This is a genomic window from Bosea beijingensis, from assembly GCF_030758975.1.
GTDB lineage: Bacteria > Pseudomonadota > Alphaproteobacteria > Rhizobiales > Beijerinckiaceae > Allobosea > Allobosea beijingensis.
The window spans coordinates 19,234-40,438 of sequence record NZ_CP132359.1; the positions used below are offsets into that span (position 1 = coordinate 19,234).

Genomic DNA, 21,205 nt, shown 5'->3' on the forward strand with positions numbered 1-21,205 from the left:
CTGCCTCAGGGCGTCATGGCCTGCGGCCGCGCCGGTCCCTCGATCGCCGGCAGCGACTTCAGGTACTCCGCCATCGCCATGCGGTCGGCCTCGGGCAGTAGCGCGGTATTGCGCACCACCGCGGCCATCGAGCCGCCGACGCTGTCGAAGCTCGGCGTGAAGCCGGTCTTCAAGAGCTCGGCGATCTCCTCCTTCGACCATTTGGCCAGCCCCTTCTCGGACTGCGTGATGTTCGGCACCCAGCCTTTGCCTTCCGGGTCCGGTCCACCGGCGAAGCGGGTCGCGGCCACGACGGCGCCGAGCGCATTGCGGTTCGAATGGCATTCCGCGCAATGGCCGGGGCCGTTGACGAGATAGGCGCCGCGGTTCCAGGCCTCGCTCTTGCTCGCATCGGGGCGGAAGGGCGCGCGCTCGAAGAACAGCAGCTTCCAGCCGCCGACCACCCGGCGGATATTGAACGGGAAGCGCAGATCATGCGGCGCAGCCTTACCCTCGACCGGCGGCAGCGTACGGATATAGGCGAAGAGATCGGCCAGCGCCTTCGGCGGCATCAGCCGGTACGAGGTATAGGGGAAGGAAGGGTAGAGATGCTGCCCGGAGGGCGAGACGCCGGCCGCCATCGCATCGACGAAATCCTGTACGCCCCAATTGCCGATGCCGTCGCGCGTATGCGGCGAGATGTTCGGCGCATGGAAAGTGCCGAAGGCCGATTCCAGCGCGAGCCCGCCACCGAGCCGGAACTTGTCGTCCTGTCCCGGCGTGGCGTGGCAGGAGGCGCAGCCGCCGGCCGCGAACAGCACCTTGCCGTTTTCGACATCCGCCGCCGGCAGCGCCCCGACTTCCGGCGAGGGCGAGACCACGCGCGGATCGGTCAGCACGTAGAAGCCCGCGAAGCCCACGATCGCCAGCAGCACGAGGGTCACGAAAAGACGGCGCAGCAACAGCATCGAGGTCTCCCGTCGGCAGGTCGACAGATTGGACGGGCCGGCCTCGCATCGGCAACCCTGAAAACGCAGCAATTCCAAACTGCCCCGTTTCCAACGCCCGTGAGCGGCGAAGGCTCCTCCGCCCATGAAAAAGCGGGCGGCCATCGCTGGCGCCCGCTTCCAGAACCGACCGCGAGGTCGATCACTTCTTGATGCGATAGGCCTCGTGGCAGGTCCCGCAATTCTTCGTCGCAGCGCCGAAGGCGGTGCGGAAACCGTCGAGGTTCGCGACGCTTGCGCCGGCAGCCGCATCGGTCTCGAACTTGGCGAAGGCCGCTTTGAACCCCGCCTGGTCTTCCCAGATTTTCGGGGCAGCGGTGGTCTCGCCGCCGGTCTTGGAGGAATCCGGGAACAGGGTCGGCATCTTCTTGGCCGCATCGGCATAGGTCTTGAAAATCGCCTGCGCCTTGGTGGCATCGAAGGCCGCGTCGCCCTTGGCCATGGCCGCGCCGTCGCGTGTCGCCGCGCCGACCGCCTTCATCGCCTCCTTGCGTTCCGCGATCGGGTTCGACTGTGCCATCACGGCGGTGAGGCCGAGCCCGAGGCCGGCAAGAACGAGAGCAGTGCGGATCATTCAGTTCCCCTCTTACACAAGTCCGCGCCATCCGGCACTGTTTTGAACTTGTCCAGATCAAACCATGATCGCACTACAGCCAAGTCGCTTTTGCGTGAATGGGCTTGCGACAGCGCAAGCCCATTCTTGCGTCAAAGCCGATAGCCAGCTTCTTTCAGCGCCGTGAACACCTTGAGCGGCGTCGCCGGCATGTCCATCGCCTTGATGCCGGCGACCCGGTCGAGCGCATCGACCACCGCGTTCATCACCGCCGGGCAGGCACCGATCGCACCGGCCTCGCCCGCCCCTTTCACGCCGATGGCATTGGTCAGGCAGCGGACATTGCGCGTCTCGAAATGGAAATTCGGGATGTCGACGGCGCGCGGCAGGGCATAATCCATGAAGGTCGCGGTCAGCATCTGCCCGTCCGGATCGAATCGGATCTCCTCCATCAGCGCCTGGCCGATGCCCTGCGCCGAGCCGCCATGAACCTGGCCCTGCAGCATCAGCGGGTTCAGCGTCACCCCGAAATCGTCGACGACGACATAGTTGAGGATTTCCGTGCCGCCGGTGCCCGGATCGATCTCCAGCTCGCAGACATGGGTGCCGTTCGGATAGGTCGCCTCCGGCGGCTGCCAGCTCTGGTGGACCTTGAGCAGGCCCGGTGTCGCGCCGGGCAGCGCCGCGATCGCGGCAAGGTCGAGCGACTTGTCGGTGCCGACGATCCGCACGGCACCGTCGGCGATCTCGAGATCGCCGACAGCAGCCTCGAGCTTCTCGGAGGCGAGTTGCTTGAGGTTGTCGGTCAGGATGCCCGTGGCCTTGTCGAGCGCAGCGCCTCCCACGGGAATCGAGCGCGAGCCGCCGGTGCCCGAGCCGGTCTCGACCCGGTCGGTGTCGCCCTGCACGACGCGGATGCGATCCATCGGAATGTCGAGATGCTGCGAGACGAGTTGCGAATAGGCGGTCTCGTGCCCCTGCCCGTTCGACTGCGTGCCGATCAGCACGGTGACGGTGCCGTCCTTCTCCAGGATCACGGTCGAGCTCTCCGGCCCGCCACCGCCGCAGGCCTCGATATAGCTGGCCATGCCGATGCCGCGGATCTTGCCGGCCTTGGCCGAGGCCTTCTGGCGGGCCTTGAAGCCCTTCCAGTCGGCGACATCCATGGCGCGGCGCATATGACCCTCGAACTCGCCGGAATCGTAGACCGGGCCGGTCTGCGTCTTGTGCGGCATCTCGGACGGCTTGACGAAGTTCTGCGCCCTGACCGCGTCCGGTGTCTTGCCGGTCTCGCGCGCGATCGCATCGACCAGCCGCTCGATCAGGTAGGCCGCTTCGGGGCGGCCTGCGCCGCGATAGGCATCGACCGGCGTCGTGTGGGTCAGCACGCCCCGGAACACGACATGCACGGCCGGGATATTGTAGCAACCCGGCGTCATCGTGGTGCCGACCCAGGGGATGAAAGGCCCATATTGCGAGAGATAGGCGCCCATCTCGGCCGAGAGATCGACCTTGAGGGCGATGAACTTGCCCTTGGCGTCGAGCGCCATCGTCGCCGTCGCGAGATTGGCGCGGCCGTGCGTGTCGGCGAGGAAATGCTCGTTGCGGTCGGCGACCCAGCGCACCGGGCGCTTCAGCTTTTCCGCGGCGATCATCGCCAGCGGATATTCGCGATAGAGAAAGATCTTGGTGCCGAAGCCGCCGCCGACATCCGGCGTCACCACGCGGATGCGCTTGGGATCGACCTTGAGCACATAGGTCGCGATCAGGTCGCGCATGCCATGGCTGCCCTGGCTGCCCAGCGTCAGGGTCCAGCGCTTGTCGGCCTTGTCATATTCGGCGATGCAGGCGCGCGTCTCCATGTAGTTGGAGGCGAGCCGGTTGTTGACGACGGTGAGCGAGACGGTCCGCGCCGCCTTGGCGAAGGCCTTCTCGGTCCTCTCGCGATCGCCCTGCTCGGCCTCGAAGGCGACATTGCCGGCCCGGTCCGGCCAGACCTGCGGTGCGTCGCTTTCAAGAGCTTCGGCGATGCCGGTCACAGCCGGGAGCGGGTCCCAGTCGATGGCGATGGCTTCGGCCGCGTCTCGCGCCTGCGCCAGCGTTTCCGCGACGATGAAGGCGACGGCCTCGCCGACATGACGGACCGTATCGGTCGGCAGAACCGGGACCGGCAGGGATTTCGACATCTCGCCGGAGATCGTCTTCACATGCCCCTTGCAGGGCAGGTCGCCGTACTGGGAGACATCGGCGCCGGTGAGGACGAGCTTGACGCCCTTCATCTTCCGCGCGGTCTCGACATCCGCGACCGTGAACCGGGCATGGGCGTAAGGCGAGCGCAGCACGAAGGCATGCAGCGCGCCATCTGCCGCTATGTCGTCCGTATAGCGGCCGGTACCGGTCGTCAGGCGCTGATCCTCGACCCGCCGCACCGGCTGGCCGAAACCGAATTTCATGGGACGCATGAGGCATATCCTCAGTTTGGTCTGATGAAAGACTGGAGCATAAAACGCGCCACGTCAGCCCCGGCGCTTCACGCGCCGGGAATGCGCGGCACGCATCGAACTCAACGCGACATGCGGATGGCCGTCTCCGAGAGCGAGACCATGGTGTTGTAGTTGTTGACGATCCAGTTGGCGTCGTTGGCCGCGCCGCGCCGGACGTCGCCCTTGCTCTTGGCGAGCTTGTCGCTGAAATCGCGCAGCTTGCCGAGCCAGGAGCTGGCCTGGCTCTCGATGAAGGGTACGCCCTTGGGCTCCTTGTCCTTGAACGCGTCCATCTCGCGGACCGCTCCGGCATAATCGGCGACCGCGGCGTTGAACGTCTTGAGATCGACGATCGGGCTCTCGTTGCTCGGCATCAGGTCCATCACGGCGCGCGCATTGATCATGATGTTGCGCACCTGCCAGCGTGCCGACTTGCCCTCGCGCTGTTCGACCGAAGCGAGCTCGCGCTGATCGAGGCCGCGCTTGTAGACGCGCATCAGCGCATCGAGCTTGGAGCGCTCCTCCAGGAAGGTCCTGGCGGCCGGCACCATCAGCCCATGCAGCTTCTGGCCCTCGGCGAGGTTGTCGTCGCGATAGTCCTTGCGGTCGTAATAGCGCTCGGCCCTGGTGATCAGCGGCGCCAGATCCTGATAGGCCTTGATGTAGCGGCCCATGGTCTCGTCGATCGCCGGCAGCTTCGGCTCGCGCGCCATCGCCTCTTCGGCCTTCGCGATCTCGCTGTTGACGTCATAGAGGCTGTAGAGCCCGTAGGTGATGTAGCGCTCCTTGCCGGTCGGGCCCTTCTTCATGTCGACCCAACTGCCATAGCGCTCCCAGGACTGTATCGCCCGCAGCGTGCGGTTCATCAGCCCGGTATAGGCGTTCGACTTGGTGATCGCGGCCTGGAGGTCGTCGTCGCCAGCCTTGCTGGCGCTGCCGGCCGGCATGGTCGCCACGCCCTGCGCCCAGCCCGCGCCGGGCGCGGCGATAAGCAGCGCGGCGGCGCAGGCGGCGCTCAGGAAAAAAGCTCGGGTCAGCATGGTCTCGTATCCTTAGTCTTGCAGGCGGTGCCAGGCGTGGATCGGGCTTCAGGCCCTCAATCCTGCGCCACCGGTTCGCCATGCATCAGCCAGTCCTTGAAGCCGCCCGCGTAGTGGCTGTCGATGTCGAGCCCGGCCGACTGCGCGAATTCGAGCGCACGCCGCGAGCGCACGCCCGCCGCGCAGGAGAGCACGATGCGCTTGCCCGGCTCGTTCGGCAGGTCGGCGGGATCGAATTGCGAAAGCGGGCGCGACACCGAGCCCGGGATATGGCCGGCAGCAAATTCATGGGGCTCGCGCACGTCGACCAGCAGGATGGAGCCGTCGCCCAGGCCCGCCTTCACGGCGTCGATATCGAGGTCGTTCACGATCATGGGCAGGCTACTCCAGCTCGGCCGGGCGAGCCGTTGAGATAGGTCGGCAACCGAGCAGGCGCCACCGTTCGGAAGCGCCTCAAGATGCCAAAAGCGAAAGGCAGCCGTGAGCCCGAGGCGCACGGCTGCCTTCTCGCTGAAAGCCCTCAGGCCTTCGGCGGAATGCGAAGGACCCAGCCGGGCTGGATCAGGTCGGGATTCTTGACCGGCGGCGTGTTGGCCTTGACGATCTCGGTGTACTTGGCGCCCTGGCCCTTGCCGTAATGCTCCTCGGCGATCTTCCAGAGCGTGTCGCCCTTCTTCACCGTGTAGAACACCGCGGCCGCGGCCTCCTTGGTCACGGCGAGGTCGGACTCGACCTGGGCCACGCCGGTGGTGTTGCCGAGCGCGAGAATGATCTTCTCCGCCTCTTCCGTCGAAACGGCCTTGCCGGACACCTTCACCTTGTCGCCGTCGATCTGGATGTTGACGTCGGACGGCAGTCCGTGCCCTGCGAGCTCCTTCTGGAGATCATCGGCGGTCGCCGCCTTGGCCGAGCCGCCGAAAATCTTGGCGCCGGCATCCTTGATGAAACTGAACAGACCCATGAGTAAACCTCCGCGTGTCGCGGCGCTATCAAGCCCTGTCGGGCGGCCCTATGCAAGTCGACATGGAAAAGGTGTTTTGCTTGCCGGCTAGCACTGATTGCGAAGAAGCGCGCCCGAACGGCCTTTCCTGCGCCGCCGACGGCTGGCAAGAACGTCGCAGACGAAAGCGGAGTTTTCCAATGCTGACCCTCGCCCAGGCCCAGACCATTCTCCAGACCGCGCTCGGCCATGCCGAATCGAACGGCTTCAAGGCACTCGCCATCGCCGTCCTCGACGCGCGGGGCGCGCATAAGGCCTTCGCCGCGCAGGACGGCACCAGCCTGAAGCGCGGCGAGATCGCGCTCGGCAAGGCGCATGGCGCGGTCGCGCTCGGCATCGGCTCGCGGGCGATCCACAAGATGGCGCTCGACCGCCCCTATTTCGTCGAGGCAGCGACCCATGCGGTCGGCGGTTCGCTGGTTCCGGTTCCCGGTGGCGTGCTGATCCGCTCCCCCGAGGGTACGCTGCTCGGTGCGGTCGGTATTTCCGGCGACACCTCCGACAATGACGAGGCCGCCGCCTGCGCCGGCATCGCTGCCGCCGGGCTCAAGGCCGATACCGGAGCCTGATTCCACTCCGGCAGGCGGGGGAAAGAGAACGCTCTTCCCCTGCCCTCGAGTGCCCCATCGATTCCGCATTTTGCACTTGCAAACCGGCCTTCGAAGCCTCATGTCCTGCGCGCGAGTTCGTTAAATCGGACAGTTTGGACCGGCTCGAAGGTAGAAACATGAGCGACGCGGCTGCCGCCAACGAAAACGAAGTCATCACCACCGACGTCGTCATCGTCGGCGCCGGCCCTTGCGGCCTCTTCGCCGTCTTCGAACTCGGCCTGCTCGATATCCGCGCCCATCTCGTCGACATCCTGCCGAAAGTCGGCGGACAATGCGCGGAACTCTATCCGGAGAAGCCGATCTACGACATCCCCGGCTTCCCGATGGTCACCGGCCAGGCGCTGGTCGACAACCTGCTCGAACAGATCAAGCCGTTCGGGCCGACCTTCCATCTCAACCAGATGATCGAGGCGGTCGAGCCGACCGGCACCGCCGAGGCGCCGCGCTTCCGCGTCACCACCGATGCCGGCACCGTCTTCGACACCAAGACCGTGATCATCGCCGCCGGCGGCGGCTCCTTCCAGCCCAAGAAGCCGCCGATTCCAGGCATCGAAGGCTACGAGAGCGGCTCGGTCTTCTATGCCGTGCGCAAGATGGAAGCCTTCCGCGGCCGCAACATCCTGATCGTCGGCGGCGGCGATTCCGCGCTCGACTGGACGCTGAACCTCCAGCCGATCGCCAACCGCGTCACGCTGATGCACCGCCGCGACGATTTCCGCGCCGCGCCGCATTCGGTCGAGCAGATGCGCAGCCTCGTCGCCGAGGGCAAGATGGACATGAAGCTCGGCCAGGTCACCGGGCTCAAGGGTGAGGGCGGCAAGCTCGAGGCGGTCATCTGCCGCGGCACCGATAACGAGCCTTTCGAGGTCGCCTGCGATACGCTGCTGCCCTTCTTCGGGCTGACGATGAAGCTCGGCCCGATCGCCGACTGGGGTCTGAACCTCAACGAGAACCTCGTCCCCGTCGATACCGAGAAGTTCGAGACCAGCGTTCCCGGCATCTTCGCCGTCGGCGACATCAACACCTATCCGGGCAAGCTCAAGCTCATCCTCTCGGGCTTCCACGAGGCGGCGCTCTGCGCCCAGAAGGTTCACCGCTACGTCTATCCGGAGAAGCGGCTGACCTTCCAGTACACGACCTCCTCGACGAGCCTGCAGAAGAAGCTCGGCGTCGCCTGAGCGAGTCTTTCTTGGATGAAGCGTGTCATCCCGTGCGCGCCGCAGCGTGAAACGCTGCTGCGCAGACACGGGACCGCATGCCGATTGGGGCTCCGTTTCTCACAATCGCTGCAAGGGGCGCCTCCTCCGGGGAACGCTCCCGTGTCTGTGCGGCGGCATTCACATGCCGCAGCGCACACGGGATGACACCGCTATCTCAATGATCTGAAAGCCGCGGCACCCACCGCGGCTTTTTCAATGCGCGACAGCGTCGCCGGGGATATGCGCGGCGGCGGTGCCGTTACGCGTCGCCGGCCCCTGGGGGGTGCCCAGGCCCAGCGAATTGCGCACGCTCTCGGACGGCCCGGCCAGCTTCGGGATCTCGCCCGGTGCGGTGACGATCTGCGGCTCGTCATGGCGCGGCGCCGGCGGCAGGGTATCGTCCGGCTCCTGCGGCTCGATGCGCGCCCTCAGCTCGGCCAGCGCGCCCCAGAGCGGCTGGAAGCTAAAGCGCACCTTATGCGTGCCGGCCGGCACCTGCACGGCGCGGAACAGCACGTTGGCCCGCAGGATCTCGGTCTCGACGCCGTCGACCTCTGCCTTCCACCACGGATGCCAGACGTCGTTGAGCACCACGAAGCCCGCGACCGGGGTTGTGACCTCGATCTCGACCTGGGCATTGAGATAGCGCGTCAGCTTGACTTCGGCCTGGGTCGTGACCGGTCCTTCCGGCGTCGCGACGGGCGGCTCGGTATCGAGCAGCACGGCCTGGGTCGGGTCGGTCTCCGGCCAGCGGCCCGACAGCTTCATGCTCTCGAAATCGGCAAACTGCCAGCCGCCGACGAATTGCACGCGCGGCAGCGCCCGCGGGTTCTCGTAGACATAGCCCTGCTTCGTCCGGGCGATCAGGGTGAGATCGTTCTCGCCGAGCGCACGGTCGACCTGCTCGATCGGGACTGGCGAGGCGATGTAGCGCAGGCCCAGCAGGTTCGCGAGCCGGCTGCGATAGGATGGGAACAGCGGCGTGAACTTGCGATCCGCCGGCTTGGCGATGCCGTCCCCCGTGCCGACGGCCTCCGAAAAGTCCTCCAGGCGCAGCGGGTTGTAACCCAGCGTATGGTCGAAGCCGTGGACCATGCCGACATTCGGCCATTCGAAGCCCATGCCGAGCAATTCGACCCGGTCGCGCCGCGGCGAGCCCTCGGGCTGCGAGGTCAATTTCTTCAGCAGCGCGATGGTGTCGTTCTTCGTGCGGGAATCGAGCACGTCGTACATCTGCGGCGAGAGCGCGGTCGATTCGTTCGGGCCATTGTTGACGCCGAGATCGGCCGCCACCACGCCGGTGACCAGCACGGCCGCAGCCGCCGTGCCGAGCGCGCCGCGCCAGCGCTGCAGGATGAAGAACGCCCCGCCCGCCAGCGCGAACCAGCCGAGCGCCATCGCCACCGGCTTCCAGGCGTCGGCGAGATGGCCCCAGCCGCGCGAGACGCCAAGCGCGAGCACGATCGTCCCTAGGACCAGCGCCGCTCCGATCAGCATGTCGCGCCGGAACGAGGTGCCAGCCTCGGCCGTCAGGATGCGATGCAGCACATAGCCCGAAAGGATCGCCGCGATGCCGCCGATCAGGAAGGTCGCGTCGGCCGGCCGGCGGAACTGCTTCACGCCGGGCAGGTATTCGTAGGTCAGGTGGAACAGCGGCGTGTAACGGCCAAGCGCGAACAGCACCATGAAGACAAGCATCAACGTCAGCGGACGCACCGACTTGTCCCAGAGCCAGCCGCGCGTGACGCCCGGCGCAAGCAGCAGCAGTAGCGGCAGCGCGCCGAAATAGACCTGCGCCATGTTCTGCGAGAGATAGAGCACCCGCGCATCGCCATAAGGCCCCCAGAACTCGACAGCCGGGTCCTTGGCGCCGAACAGATCGCCGACGAAGGCGGAAAGCAGCGACATCGGATGCAGCGAGCCGCGCGCCGCGATCGCAAAATCGATCTCGGGCCGCGTCGTCGCCTCGGCGAAGAGCCAGGTCCAGAGCAGCGGCAGCGCGATGACGGCGATGCCGACCACGCTTGCGGCGGCGATCGGCAGGAGGCTCGCCCGGAAGCCGGCCCAGCCGCCGGAGACCCAGTGCGCCACCACCATCGCGACCAGCACATAGCCGCCGAGCAGCGCGACCTGGTCCGGCTCCAGCACCATCATGCCGGCCGCAAGGCCGGCGAGGACGCCGGACAGGATCGAGGAGCGCTGCAGCATCCGCGCCGTCAGCCAGAAGGCGATCGCGAAAAAGGCATAACTCGCGATCTGCCCGACATGCTGGATGCGCCAGGCTGCCGAGGCGCCGAAAGCGAAGACCAGCGCCGCCATCAGGCCGCCGGCCGGATGCCAGCCGCGATCGCGGAAGAACATCAGGAGGGCGAGCCCACCGGCGAGCAGATGCGCCAGCACATAGGCATCGACCTGGCGGAAGCTCGGCGCCGGCGAGATCAGCGCGAGCAGGATCGCGGGCGAGAAGATCAGCGATTGCGGATCGGCGATCTGCGGCGAGCCGGCGAAGACGTTGTGGTTCCAGAAGGGCGACTGGCCGGTATGGATCGCGTTGGCGAGGAACTGCACCTGCGCCTGGAAATGCGCCTTCGCGTCGAACGGAATCGTCACCGCCCCCGAAAGCCAGGGCCAGCACAGGATGCCCCATGCCACGACGAAACCGATGGCCGCCAGCAGGTAGCCGGCGCCCCTTGCATCAACGCGTCTCAACTGGACCCCCACGGTCCTCGGCACGAACGGTCCCGCTCTGGGATCCTGTCTCCAGCCCTGTCAGTGGCCGGACCATGACGCTGCGTACCTGAACCGAATCTGAACGTGATCACGCCCCCGTGAACGAGGCTGATGACAGGCTGAAGAAAGTGGAAACGGGAGGTGCAAAAGACGGATTGGCCAGCGGAGGGCCTGGTTTCAGCGCGCCGCCGCCGCGAGCCAGCTCGCCAATGCCTTCCGCTCGGCCGGCGTCATGCCGGAGAGGTTGTTCGGCGGCATCGCGTGGGTCATCACCGCTTGCGCCCGGATGGCGCGGGCATGGATGGCGATCTGCTCCGGCTCGTGCAGCATCACGCCCTTCGGCGCGATCTGGATGCCGGGCCAGGACGGCTCCGGCGCGTGGCACATGGCGCAACGCCCGGTCACGATGTTCGAGACCTCCGTCGGGGGAAGCGTCATCCCCGCAAGCAGGACGGGTTTCGGCACCCCGGCCGCCTTGAGGCCGAGTTGCTCGCGCCCACCGGGCGAGGACGACATCGCCACCCAGAAGGCGAGCCAGAGCGCCAGGATCGCCACAGCCCAACACCACCAGGGCGATTTGGCGTGGTCGCCGTGCCGGATGTTGAAGAAATGCCGGATCAGCGCGCCGGCCACGATCACCAGCGCCACCAAGAGCGGGATCACGCTCGAATTGGCATAGGTCACCGGATAATGGTTCGACAGCATCAGGAACAGCACCGGCAGGGTGATGTAGTTGTTATGTGTCGAGCGCTGCTTGGCGGCCTTGCCGTATTTCGGATCGGGCTTCTCGCCCGCGACGAGAGCCGCGATCACCTTCCGCTGGCCGGGCATGATGTTGAAGAACACGTTGGCGGTCATGATCGTCGCCATCAGCGCGCCGGTATGGATCAGCGCCCCGCGTCCGGAGAAGACATTGGCGAAGGCCCAGCTCGCCGCGACGACATAGCCGAAGCCGACGAGCCCGAGCAGGACGTCATGCTTGCCGAGCGGCGACTTGCAGAGCAGGTCGTAGATCAGCCAGCCGATCACCAGCGCCGCGATGCCGATCGCCCCCGCCGCGAAGGGGGAGAGCTGCATCACCGCCGGATCGATCAGATAGAGTTCCGACTGGGCGTAATAGACCCAGACAAGCAGGAAGAAGCCGGAGATCCAGGTCCAGTAGCTCTGCCATTTGTGCCAGGTCAGCTCGGCCGGCATCACGGCCGGCGCGACCATGTATTTGCGCATCTCGTAGAAGCCGCCGCCATGCACCTGCCAGGCGCGCCCGCCGGTGCCGGGCGGAATGTCGTCGGCCGCCTTCAGCGAGGCATCGAGATGGATGAAGAAGAACGAGGCGCCGATCCAGGCGATCGCCGTGATGACATGGAGCCAGCGCAGCATCATGCCGCCCCATTCCATCAGATAGGCTGCAAGCATCGTGCTGCGCTCCGGGAGAGCTGGAGGTAGGCCGGGCACCCGAGGTCCCGGCCGGAACAAAATAGCCTGCTTTCGTCGCCGCTGAAATCGCCGGATGGACCTCGCGGATTGACATCCGGGAACATGATCTTATCGCAAAAGCCAATATTCACCGCGCCGTACGGCGCTTTACACTCGTCCGAAACGGGTCATATCCGGCACCCGCGCCTTCAGGAGACCGCATGGGACATCTCTCGACGCATGTGCTCGACACGGTCAACGGGCGCCCCGGCGCCGGCATCGCGGTGACGCTGGACAGGGTCAAGGCCGATGGCTCGCGCGAGCGGCTGGTCGAGGCCGTGACCAATAGCGACGGCCGCACCGATTCAGCCCTGCTCTCGGGAACGCTCGTGCCCGGCAGCTATGAACTGACCTTCGCGATCGGCGCCTATTTCCGTGGCCTCGGCACCGCCCTGCCCGAACCCGCCTTCCTCGATCTCGTCCCTGTCCGCTTCGGCATCGCCGAGCCGGAGGGCCGCTATCATGTCCCGCTTCTGGCCTCGCCCTGGAGCTACTCCACCTATCGCGGCAGCTAGACCATCATGACCCAGACTACCTATCCGCGCGACATGAAGGGCTATGGCCGCGCGGCTCCGCATCCGCATTGGCCGGGCGAGGCGCGCATCGCCGTCCAGTTCGTCGTCAATTACGAGGAAGGCGGCGAGAACTGCATCCTCCATGGCGATGCGGCTTCCGAGGCCTTCCTTTCCGAGATCGTCGGCGCCGCGCCCTGGCCGGGCCAGCGCCACATGAACATGGAGTCGATCTACGAATACGGCTCCCGGGCCGGCTACTGGCGACTGTGGCGGATGTTCACCGAGCGGAATATGCCGGTCACCGTCTTCGCCGTCGCCTCGGCGCTTGCCCGCTATCCCGAGATCGTCGGCTCGATGCAGGAAGCCGGCTGGGAGATCGCGACCCACGGCCTGAAATGGATCGACTATCGCGACACGCCGAAGGAGCGCGAGCGCGCGGACATCCTGGAGGCCATCCGCATCCAGACCGAGCTCGCCGGCGAACGCCCGCTCGGCTGCTACCAGGGCCGCACCTCCGAGAACACCATTCCCCTGACGATGGAGGAAGGCGGCTTCCTCTACACGGCCGACGTCTATGCCGACGAATTGCCCTATTGGCTCTCCGGGCCGAAGGGGCCGCAGCTCGCCGTGCCCTACACGCTCGACGCCAATGACATGCGCTTCGCCACGCCCCAGGGCTTCAACACCGGCGAGCAATTCTTCACCTATCTCAAGGACTCGTTCGACACGCTCTATGCCGAGGGCGAGACCACGCCGAAGATGATGTCGATCGGCCTGCATTGCCGACTCGTCGGCCGGCCGGGCCGCGCCGCCGCGCTCGCCCGCTTCCTCGACTATGTGCAGAGCCATGACAGGGTCTGGGTCGCCACCCGGCTCGACATCGCCCGCCACTGGGTCAGGACGCAGCCGCCCCAGGGCGGCTATGTCCCGTCGAAGCTGCCGAAGGCGCTCTTCACCGAAGTCTTCGGCCGCGTCTGGGAGCACTCGCCCTGGATCGCGAACGCCACCCATGACGCTGGCATCGGCGCGAGCCATGACACCGCCGAAACCCTGCATGCAGCGATGGTCTCCAGCATGCGCAAGGGCTCGGCCGAGCAGCAGAAATCCCTGCTTGCCGCTCATCCCGACCTCGCCGGAAAACTCGCCGCCGCAGGCGAACTCACGCCGGAGTCGACGCAGGAACAGGCCGGCGCCGGGCTCGACCGCCTCACCAGCGACGAGCGCGTCCGCTTCACCGCGCTGAACGAGGCCTACAAGGCCCGCTTCGGTATCCCCTTCATCATGGCGGTGAAGGGCGCGACCAAGGCCCAGATCCTGGCCGCCTTCGACGCGCGACTGAAGAATACGCCCGAGCAGGAAACCGCGACGGCGCTGGCCGAGGTCGAGAAGATCGCCTTGTTCCGGCTGAAGGAATTGCTGCCGGCGGCTTGAGCCCACGGCAAACCGGAACCCTCCCACGATCGCGGCGTTGATGCGACGCTATCGAGGAGGGTTTCCGGTCGTGTTCCGCCTGCTTCTGATCATCATCGTTCTGGTCGTCGGCTACGACGCCGTCGTCAATCAGGGCGCTTATACGCGCGACGCCTGGAACAGCATCGTGCGGCTGACCAGCTCATCGGTCGAGGGCGCCAAGGAACTGGGCCAGCGCGCCCGCAACTGAGCGTTAAGCCGCCGCCCGGCCCTCGACGATCCCGGCGATCGCTTCCAGTATCCGCGTATCATCGCCGGCGAGCCCTTCCATCGCCGCCATGCGCTGGATCACCGTGCCGGCGATCGCCTCCTCCACCGTATCCTCGGCATAGGCATAGAAGATCGTCGCGTGCTGGCCGTCGCGATGGCATCGCCCCTCGATCTGCTGGAGCTGGATCGCGCTATGGCGCATGTCATGGATGACGAGCGCCCGCTCGCGTTCGCCGCCCGGCATCTCGCCGCGATGCAGCGAGATCGACTCGGTCACGGTGAAGATCACCGCATCGAGCTGCCCGGTCTGGAAAGCGATGCGCGTTTCCTCGTTCTGCACGCCGGAGCGCTCGCCATTGATCTCGGCGGTGCGCCAGCCCCGCCCTCTGAGCGTCTCGGCCAGCATAGCGCTGGTCTCGAGGAAGGCGACGGAGATCGCAACCTGCTCGTCATTGCCCAGCAAGTCCTCGCAGAAATCGGCGGTGCCGGGGATGCGCAGCAGGCTCGCCTTCTGCCGGAAACGCAGGTCGGCGGCCCAGCCCTGCGGCTTGCGGGTCGAGCCGCCGGCCAGTCCCAACTCCTTCCGAAACTCACGCCAGGTCGCGTCATAGAGCTTGCGCGCGGCCGTATCGAGCGCGACCGGCACCAACTCGCGCTGCACCTCAGGCCAGCCCGCGATCTCCTCCGGCCGGCGGCGCAGGCCGATCGCGTTCGCGCCGCGATAGAGCAGATCAGCCATCACCTTGCGGTCGGCCTCGTTCGGTTCCCAGCTCCAGTTCTTCCAACGGCCCTTGGCGCGACCGATCTTCAAACGCTTCATGAGCACGCGAAAGCCGTCGAGATCGGCCGAGGGCATGCCGGCAGCCTTCGCCAGCAAGCCCGCGAGATAAGAGAGTTCATGCGGCGACTGGCCGGCCGTCGCGCTCATGTAGATCGTGAAATCGGCGGCCTCCGCCATCTGCCGGCAGACCAGCCCCTGCTGCGAGTTGGGATTGCGGATGCGATGCGCCTCGTCGATCACCACAAGAGGCCAGACGCGCTTCGGCCGGCCATGCTTGGCGATCTCGTTGTTCTTCGCCCGCGTCGAGCGCTTCTTGCTGTCGGCGACGGGGGCGAGCAGGGGTTTCGTCTTCTCGAAATTCATCAGCGTCACGCGCTTCGCCGGCAGGCCGGACAGCGCCATAGTCCGGCGCCATTGCGGGATCGCCCCCTTCGGGCAGATGACCAGCACCTCCTGCTCCGGCATCGCCGAGAGCGCGAGCCAGGCCGAGAGCGTCTTGCCGAGGCCGGTGAGGTCTCCCAGCAGGAAGCCGGCCGCGCCTTTCTTCCGCGCCACCAGGATGGCGTCACGCGCGACGAGCTGATGCGGATGCGGGATCATCGTCATGCGGTTTGGAAGTGCCCGGTCGGTCTGCGAGGCGCCCGCCCTGCCCCGTGGACATAACGCGCCCGGCTCTCTTGGCACTGGCGCCGGCTTCCGTCCACCGGCACTGTGCCGGCCACTTATTGGGAGACGACAAGACCATGACCCGCGCGCAGGCGATCGCGAAAGCCCAGGACTATTTCGATTCAGGCCGGATGAAGACCGATCTCGGCCGGCTCGTCGCGATTCCCACCGAAAGCCAGAACCCGGACCGCGCCCCGGTCTTGGGCGAGTATCTCGACAAGGAGATGCAGCCCCTGCTCGAATCGCTCGGCTTCATCTGCCGCATCCTGACCCATGCCAAGGCGCGCGGCCCCTTCCTCTATGCCGAGCGCATCGAGGATCCCGCCCTGCCGACCATCATCGGCTACGGCCATGGCGACGTCATCCGTGGCCTCGATGCGCAATGGAGCGAGGGCCTCTCGCCCTGGAAGCTCGTCGAACGCGACGGCCGCTGGTATGGCCGCGGCGTCGTCGACAACAAGGGCCAGCATCTCATCAACATCAACGGCCTGCGCGCCGTGCTGGAAACCCGCGGCAAGCTCGGCTTCAACGCCAAGTACCTGATCGAGATGGGCGAGGAATCCGGTTCTCCCGGCCTGCGCGAGCTTTGCGAGGACGAGGCCGAACTGCTCAAGGCCGATATCCTGATCGCCTCGGACGGCCCGCGCCTCAATGCCGAGCGCCCGACCGTCTTCCTGGGCGCTCGCGGCGTGATCACCTTCGACCTACAGATCAAGGCGCGCGACGGGGGCCATCATTCCGGCAACTGGGGCGGCATCCTCTCCGATCCGGCGATCCAGCTCGCCCATGCCATCGCCTCGATCACGTCGCCGACCGGCCAGATCCGCATCCATGAATGGGTGCCGAAGGAGCTGCCCGATGGCGTGCGCCGCGCGCTCGCCGATTGCGAGATCGACGGCGGACCGGACGGCCCGACCATCGACCCGAACTGGGGCGAGCCCGGCCTCTCGCCGGCCGAGCAGGTCTTCGGCTGGTGCTCCTTCGACGTTCTCGCGATGAAGTCCGGCGTGCCGGAAACCCCGGTCAATGCCGTCCCGCCGAGCGCCTGGGCGCGCGTGGCACTGCGCTTCGTCGTCGGCATCGATCCGCGCGACGTCGCCCCCGCGCTGCGCCGCCATCTCGACCGCCACGGCTTCGACATGGTCGAGATCATCATGCCCGGCACCGAGCGCTTCGGCGCGACGCGGCTCGATCCGGACGATGCCTGGGTCCGCTTCACCATCGATTCGATCGCCCAGAGCACCGGCAAGAAGCCGGCTTTGCTGCCCAACCTCGGCGGCTCGCTGCCCAACGACATCTTCGCCGAAATCCTGAAGCTGCGCACGATCTGGGTGCCGCATTCCTATCCGGGCTGCTCGCAGCACGCCCCGGACGAGCATCTGCCGGCCGCCATCGCTCGCGAAGGCCTCGTCGCCATGGCCGGGCTCTACTGGGATATCGGCTCGGGCAACGCGCCGAAGCTCTGACCCCTGCTATTCCTGCGGCTGGCGCGGATCGCGCCCCGGCGGCAGGTCGATCGGCGTCGCCGGGGGAGCCTCCGGCGGCGCATTCGGCGGCAATTCCGGCGGTGGCTCGACCGGGATGCCCTGCGGCTCCTCGTCCAGCGGTGATTCGACGGGAGGGGCCGGCGGAACCTCGCCCGGCGTCAGTGGCGGCGCCTCGGGCGGTGGGTTCGGAATGGCTGGCGTGTTGCCGGGAGCTGCCGCAAGGCCTTGATCGAGTTGCATCATGTGAAACCTGTCCTTTCGGACAGGAACGCCCGAGCCATCGAAAGGCTCCAGGCCACTCGGGAGGCATAGCTTCGGCACCGACGATTGCCCGAGGCACGCGAATAAACCGAGATCATCAGCCGCGAGCAGCTGACTCTTAATCAGCGGGTCAAGATGGCTTGGATATCTGTCGCTTCAAGGCAAAAAAGGGCGCGATCGTCGCGCCCTGCCCTCGTGACCATCGCTGGTCACGGCATAATGTCATCTGATTTAAAAAGAGAAACCGTGGTGGGTGATGTAGGGCTCGAACCTACGACCCGCTGATTAAGAGTCAGCTGCTCTACCAACTGAGCTAATCACCCATACGCCACGAAGCGCCGCCGTTCAGCGGCGTCAGCCGCGTCAGGCAGGGGGCGTGTAGCAAAGGCCCCGCCCCCTGTCCACCCATCTGTGACAGATTTTTCAAACGCGGCGAAAATGGCTTCGCCGCGCTGTGGATTGTCAGGCCGTACGGCGATTCAGCAGGTGATAGAGCACGATCGCGCCGAAGGTTGCGGTACCGATTCCGCCGAGCTCATAGCCGAAGATCGGCAGCTTAAGGTCGCCGGCGCCGAGAATCAGCGCTGTCGCGACCGTGATCAGATTCTTCGGCTCGGAGAAATCGACCTTGTTCTCGACCCAGATCCGGCCCGCGGTCGCGGCAATGAGGCCAAAGACCACGACCGCGAGGCCGCCGAGCACCGCCACCGGGATCGTGCCGATCACCGCGCCGAACTTGGGCGAGAAGCCGAGCAGCAGCGCGATGACACCGGCCGCGACGAAGACCAGCGTCGAATAGACCCGCGTCACCGCCATCACGCCCATGTTCTCCGCATAGGTGGTGACGCCCGTGCCGCCGCCGGAGCCGGCGATTATGGTACCGAGACCGTCGGCGAAGAAACCGCGGCCGATCAGGCGGTCGAAATTGCGCCCGGTCATCACCGAGATGCCTTTGATATGGCCGAGATTCTCGGCGACCAGGATGATCGCGACCGGCACGATCAGGGTGATCGCCTTCATGTCGAAGACCGGCGCCACGAATTTCGGCAGGCCGAACCAGGCGGCAGCCCCGATCTTGCCGAAGTCGATCACCGGCGCGCCGAAGCTCGACGCCGTCAATGCGTAGAGAATATAGGCGGCAAGCCCGCCGATCAGGATAGGCAGGCGCTGCGGCAGTCCGCGGCCGTAGACGGCGACCAATGCGACGGCAACGACCGTGAACAGCGCAATCCACTTGGTGTAGGGGCTGGCCGAGATCATGCTGATCGCGACCGAGGTGAGGTTGAGGCCGATGGCGGCCACGACCGCGCCGGTCACGACCGGGGGTAGCAGCTTCTCGATCCAGGCCGTGCCGACGCCCTGCACGATCAGGCCGATCACGGCATAGACCGCGCCGCAGGCGATGATGCCGCCGAGCGCCACGCCGATATTCGCATTGGGTCCGGAGCCGGCATAGCCCGTCGCGGCGATAACGACGCCGATGAAGGCGAAGGAGGAGCCGAGATAGCTCGGCAACTGCCCACGTGTGATCACGAAGAACAGCAGCGTCGCTATCCCTGAGAAGAAGATAGCGACATTGGGGTCGAAGCCCATCAGCACGGGTGCGAGCACGGTCGAGCCGAACATGGCGACGACATGCTGCAGGCCGGCCACGACCGTCTGGCCGGTCGGCAGCCGCTCATCCGGCATCACCGCGCCGGAAGTCTTCAAGGTCCAGTTCGGAAAATAGCCCATCGGCATCGCGCTCCCCAGGGTCGCCGGGGGAGCGACCGCACCGGAAGCGCAGATGAGAGCAAAAAGCGAGCCGGCGCCAGATCGCACCGGCGTCATCCACCGGAATCGAAGGGTGATATGCCGCGCGATCAACTGGTCAATGCCGCGCCGTCATCCCGTGCGCGCTGCGGCGCGGAGTGCCGCTGCGCAGACACGGGACCGTGCTCAGGAAGACGCGCCCTTATGCGGGCCGCGGGAAAGGAGCCTCAGGCGGCACGCGGTCCCGTGTCTGCGCAGCAGCGTTTCACGCTGCGGCGCGCACGGGATGACACCCTTTTCTCAGGTGCGCCCTTCCCCGAAAGGCGCCTCCCTTACTCCGCAGCCTGCGCGTGCAGCCGCCCGCCCCGCGCGATCAGTTTATTCAACGCCGCGAGATAGGCCTTGGCCGAGGCGACCAGCGTATCGGGGTCGGCGCCACGGCCGGTCACCGACGAGCCATCCCGCGACAGCCTGACGGACACCTCGGCCTGCGCATCGGTACCCTCGGTCACGGCATGGACGTCGTAGAGCTCCATCGTCACCTCATGCGGGACGATCGCCTTGATCGCGTTGAAGATCGCGTCGATCGGGCCGTTGCCCTCGATCTCCTCGGTGACCTGCTTGCCGTCGACATCGAGCTTCATCGTGGCGCGCTGCGGGCCGCGCGTGCCGGCGATCACGGTCAGAGAGACCAGCTTGATGCGGTCATGGGCGGTCGCGATGTTCTCGTCGACCAGCGCCTCGATATCCTCGTCGTAGACATGCTTCTTGCGGTCGGCCAGCGCCTTGAAGCGGGTGAAGGCGTCCTCGAGCTGGTTGTCGCCCAGGTCGTAGCCCATCTCCTTCAGCTTCGAGCGGAAGGCGGCGCGGCCGGAATGCTTGCCCATCACCAGCGAGGTCTTGGTCACGCCGACCGATTCCGGCGTCATGATCTCGTAGGTGGTGTTGTTCTTCAGCATGCCGTCCTGGTGGATGCCGCTCTCATGGGCGAAAGCGTTCCGCCCGACGATCGCCTTGTTGTACTGCACCGGGAACGAGCAGGCGCTGGAGACGGCCTTGGAGGCGCGCATCAGCATCGTCGCGTCGATGCCGGTATCGTAGGGCATCGCGTCGCCGCGCACGCGCAGCGCCATCACGATCTCCTCCAGCGCAGCATTGCCGGCGCGCTCGCCGATGCCGTTGATCGTACACTCGACCTGCCGCACCCCGCCCTCGATCGCCGCCAGCGAATTGGCGACGGCCAGACCCAGGTCGTTATGGCAATGCGCCGAGAAGATCGCCTTGTCGGCGTTCGGCACCCGCTCGCGCACCGCCTTGAACATGGCGCGATACTCGTCCGGCGTGGTGTAGCCGACCGTATCGGGCAGGTTGATCGTGGTCGCGCCGGCCTTGATCGCGGCCTCGACCGTTCGACAGAGATAGTCGATCGGCGTGCGGGTGGCGTCCATCGCCGACCATTCGATGTCGTCGACCAGATTGCGCGCCTGCGTCACCGTCGCGGTGATGATCTCCAGCACCTGCTCCTGCGTCTTGCGCATCTGGTGCTCCAGATGGATCGGCGAGGTCGAGACGAAGGTGTGGATGCGCGGCTTCACGGCATGGCGCACCGCCTCGCCGGCACGGGCGATATCGACGCTGATGGCACGGGCCAGGCCCGCGACGGTCGCGCGCTTCAGACGGCGGGCGATCTCGGATACCGCCTCGAAATCGCCATCGGACGCGATCGGGAAGCCCGCTTCGATGATGTCGACGCCCATGGCGTCCAGCATCTCGGCGATCTCCAGCTTCTCCTCGAAGGTCATGGTGGCGCCGGGGCACTGCTCGCCGTCGCGCAAGGTGGTGTCGAAGATCAGGACGCGGTCTTTGTCCGAAGGCTTCTGGGCGGAGCCGGACTGGGTCGGGTTGGTCATGGTTCTGCTTCCGGGTGTCGGCGCGCCGCGGAGTGTCTTGGAAAGCGGGCGCTAAGGTTTTCTGTCGGCGGTTCT

General features: G+C 66.3%; 18 protein-coding genes and 1 tRNA gene. 6 read left to right on the forward strand and 13 right to left on the reverse strand.

From position 1 onward, the window contains the following. Positions 1–5: 5 nt before the first annotated feature. The 6 genes from Q9235_RS00095 to lysM form a co-directional block, all read right to left on the reverse strand. A complete protein-coding gene (locus tag Q9235_RS00095; protein ID WP_422678412.1) occupies positions 6–941 on the reverse strand; it encodes a c-type cytochrome in 936 nt (311 codons plus the stop codon). A gap of 187 nt (positions 942–1,128) precedes the next feature. Beyond that, a complete protein-coding gene (locus tag Q9235_RS00100) occupies positions 1,129–1,560 on the reverse strand; it encodes a c-type cytochrome (RefSeq protein WP_306224740.1) in 432 nt (143 codons plus the stop codon). A 131-nt stretch (positions 1,561–1,691) separates the two neighbouring features. After that, complete coding sequence (locus Q9235_RS00105; RefSeq protein ID WP_306224741.1) at positions 1,692–4,001, reverse strand: xanthine dehydrogenase family protein molybdopterin-binding subunit; 2,310 nt, start codon at positions 3,999–4,001, stop codon at positions 1,692–1,694. 101 nt (positions 4,002–4,102) lie between these two features. Beyond that, on the reverse strand, positions 4,103–5,062 hold the full coding sequence (locus tag Q9235_RS00110) for a YiiG family protein (protein WP_306224742.1): 960 nt from the start codon (positions 5,060–5,062) through the stop codon (positions 4,103–4,105). A 56-nt stretch (positions 5,063–5,118) separates the two neighbouring features. Next, positions 5,119–5,436, reverse strand: coding sequence for a rhodanese-like domain-containing protein (locus Q9235_RS00115; RefSeq protein WP_306224743.1), 318 nt, complete (start codon positions 5,434–5,436; stop codon positions 5,119–5,121). Between the two features lie 146 nt (positions 5,437–5,582). Next, positions 5,583–6,023 carry a peptidoglycan-binding protein LysM gene (gene lysM / locus Q9235_RS00120; RefSeq protein WP_257732329.1) on the reverse strand — a complete coding sequence of 147 codons (441 nt, stop codon included), beginning with the start codon at positions 6,021–6,023 and terminating at the stop codon, positions 5,583–5,585. Positions 6,024–6,202: 179 nt separating this feature from the next. Here lysM and Q9235_RS00125 point away from each other — a divergent pair, with 179 nt between their 5' ends. Next, positions 6,203–6,631, forward strand: coding sequence for a GlcG/HbpS family heme-binding protein (locus tag Q9235_RS00125; RefSeq protein WP_306224744.1), 429 nt, complete (start codon positions 6,203–6,205; stop codon positions 6,629–6,631). A gap of 158 nt (positions 6,632–6,789) precedes the next feature. Further along, positions 6,790–7,851, forward strand: coding sequence for an NAD(P)/FAD-dependent oxidoreductase (locus tag Q9235_RS00130; RefSeq protein WP_306224745.1), 1,062 nt, complete (start codon positions 6,790–6,792; stop codon positions 7,849–7,851). Positions 7,852–8,085: 234 nt separating this feature from the next. On the opposite strand, the gene Q9235_RS00135 is transcribed toward Q9235_RS00130, so the two are convergent. After that, positions 8,086–10,581, reverse strand: a complete 2,496-nt coding sequence (locus Q9235_RS00135; protein ID WP_306224746.1) for a hypothetical protein — start codon at positions 10,579–10,581, stop codon at positions 8,086–8,088. Positions 10,582–10,779: 198 nt separating this feature from the next. Further along, the gene (locus Q9235_RS00140; RefSeq protein ID WP_306224747.1) at positions 10,780–12,018 is read right to left on the reverse strand and encodes a urate hydroxylase PuuD; all 1,239 of its coding nucleotides are present in this window, start codon (positions 12,016–12,018) and stop codon (positions 10,780–10,782) included. Positions 12,019–12,239: 221 nt separating this feature from the next. Here Q9235_RS00140 and uraH point away from each other — a divergent pair, with 221 nt between their 5' ends. From uraH to Q9235_RS00155, 3 genes are all read left to right on the forward strand, one after another. Next, positions 12,240–12,593 carry a hydroxyisourate hydrolase gene (gene uraH, locus Q9235_RS00145; RefSeq protein WP_306224748.1) on the forward strand — a complete coding sequence of 118 codons (354 nt, stop codon included), beginning with the start codon at positions 12,240–12,242 and terminating at the stop codon, positions 12,591–12,593. Between the two features lie 6 nt (positions 12,594–12,599). Continuing rightward, on the forward strand, positions 12,600–14,024 hold the full coding sequence (gene puuE, locus Q9235_RS00150; RefSeq protein ID WP_306224749.1) for an allantoinase PuuE: 1,425 nt from the start codon (positions 12,600–12,602) through the stop codon (positions 14,022–14,024). A 70-nt stretch (positions 14,025–14,094) separates the two neighbouring features. Beyond that, positions 14,095–14,253: a hypothetical protein gene (locus tag Q9235_RS00155; protein ID WP_306224750.1), complete on the forward strand. Its 159-nt coding sequence runs from the start codon at positions 14,095–14,097 to the stop codon at positions 14,251–14,253. Positions 14,254–14,256: 3 nt separating this feature from the next. On the opposite strand, the gene Q9235_RS00160 is transcribed toward Q9235_RS00155, so the two are convergent. Next, positions 14,257–15,660, reverse strand: coding sequence for an SNF2-related protein (locus Q9235_RS00160; protein ID WP_306224751.1), 1,404 nt, complete (start codon positions 15,658–15,660; stop codon positions 14,257–14,259). Between the two features lie 137 nt (positions 15,661–15,797). Here Q9235_RS00160 and Q9235_RS00165 point away from each other — a divergent pair, with 137 nt between their 5' ends. After that, positions 15,798–17,186, forward strand: a complete 1,389-nt coding sequence (locus tag Q9235_RS00165) for a M20 family metallopeptidase (protein WP_306224752.1) — start codon at positions 15,798–15,800, stop codon at positions 17,184–17,186. A 6-nt stretch (positions 17,187–17,192) separates the two neighbouring features. Here Q9235_RS00165 and Q9235_RS00170 read toward each other — a convergent pair whose 3' ends face one another. From Q9235_RS00170 to Q9235_RS00185, 4 genes are all read right to left on the reverse strand, one after another. Next, positions 17,193–17,450: a hypothetical protein gene (locus Q9235_RS00170; protein ID WP_306224753.1), complete on the reverse strand. Its 258-nt coding sequence runs from the start codon at positions 17,448–17,450 to the stop codon at positions 17,193–17,195. Between the two features lie 265 nt (positions 17,451–17,715). Then, a tRNA-Lys gene (locus Q9235_RS00175) sits at positions 17,716–17,791 on the reverse strand. Between the two features lie 139 nt (positions 17,792–17,930). Continuing rightward, complete coding sequence (locus Q9235_RS00180; RefSeq protein WP_422678250.1) at positions 17,931–19,208, reverse strand: solute carrier family 23 protein; 1,278 nt, start codon at positions 19,206–19,208, stop codon at positions 17,931–17,933. Between the two features lie 344 nt (positions 19,209–19,552). Beyond that, positions 19,553–21,130, reverse strand: coding sequence for a 2-isopropylmalate synthase (locus tag Q9235_RS00185; RefSeq protein ID WP_306224755.1), 1,578 nt, complete (start codon positions 21,128–21,130; stop codon positions 19,553–19,555). Between the last annotated feature and the right edge of the window lie 75 nt (positions 21,131–21,205).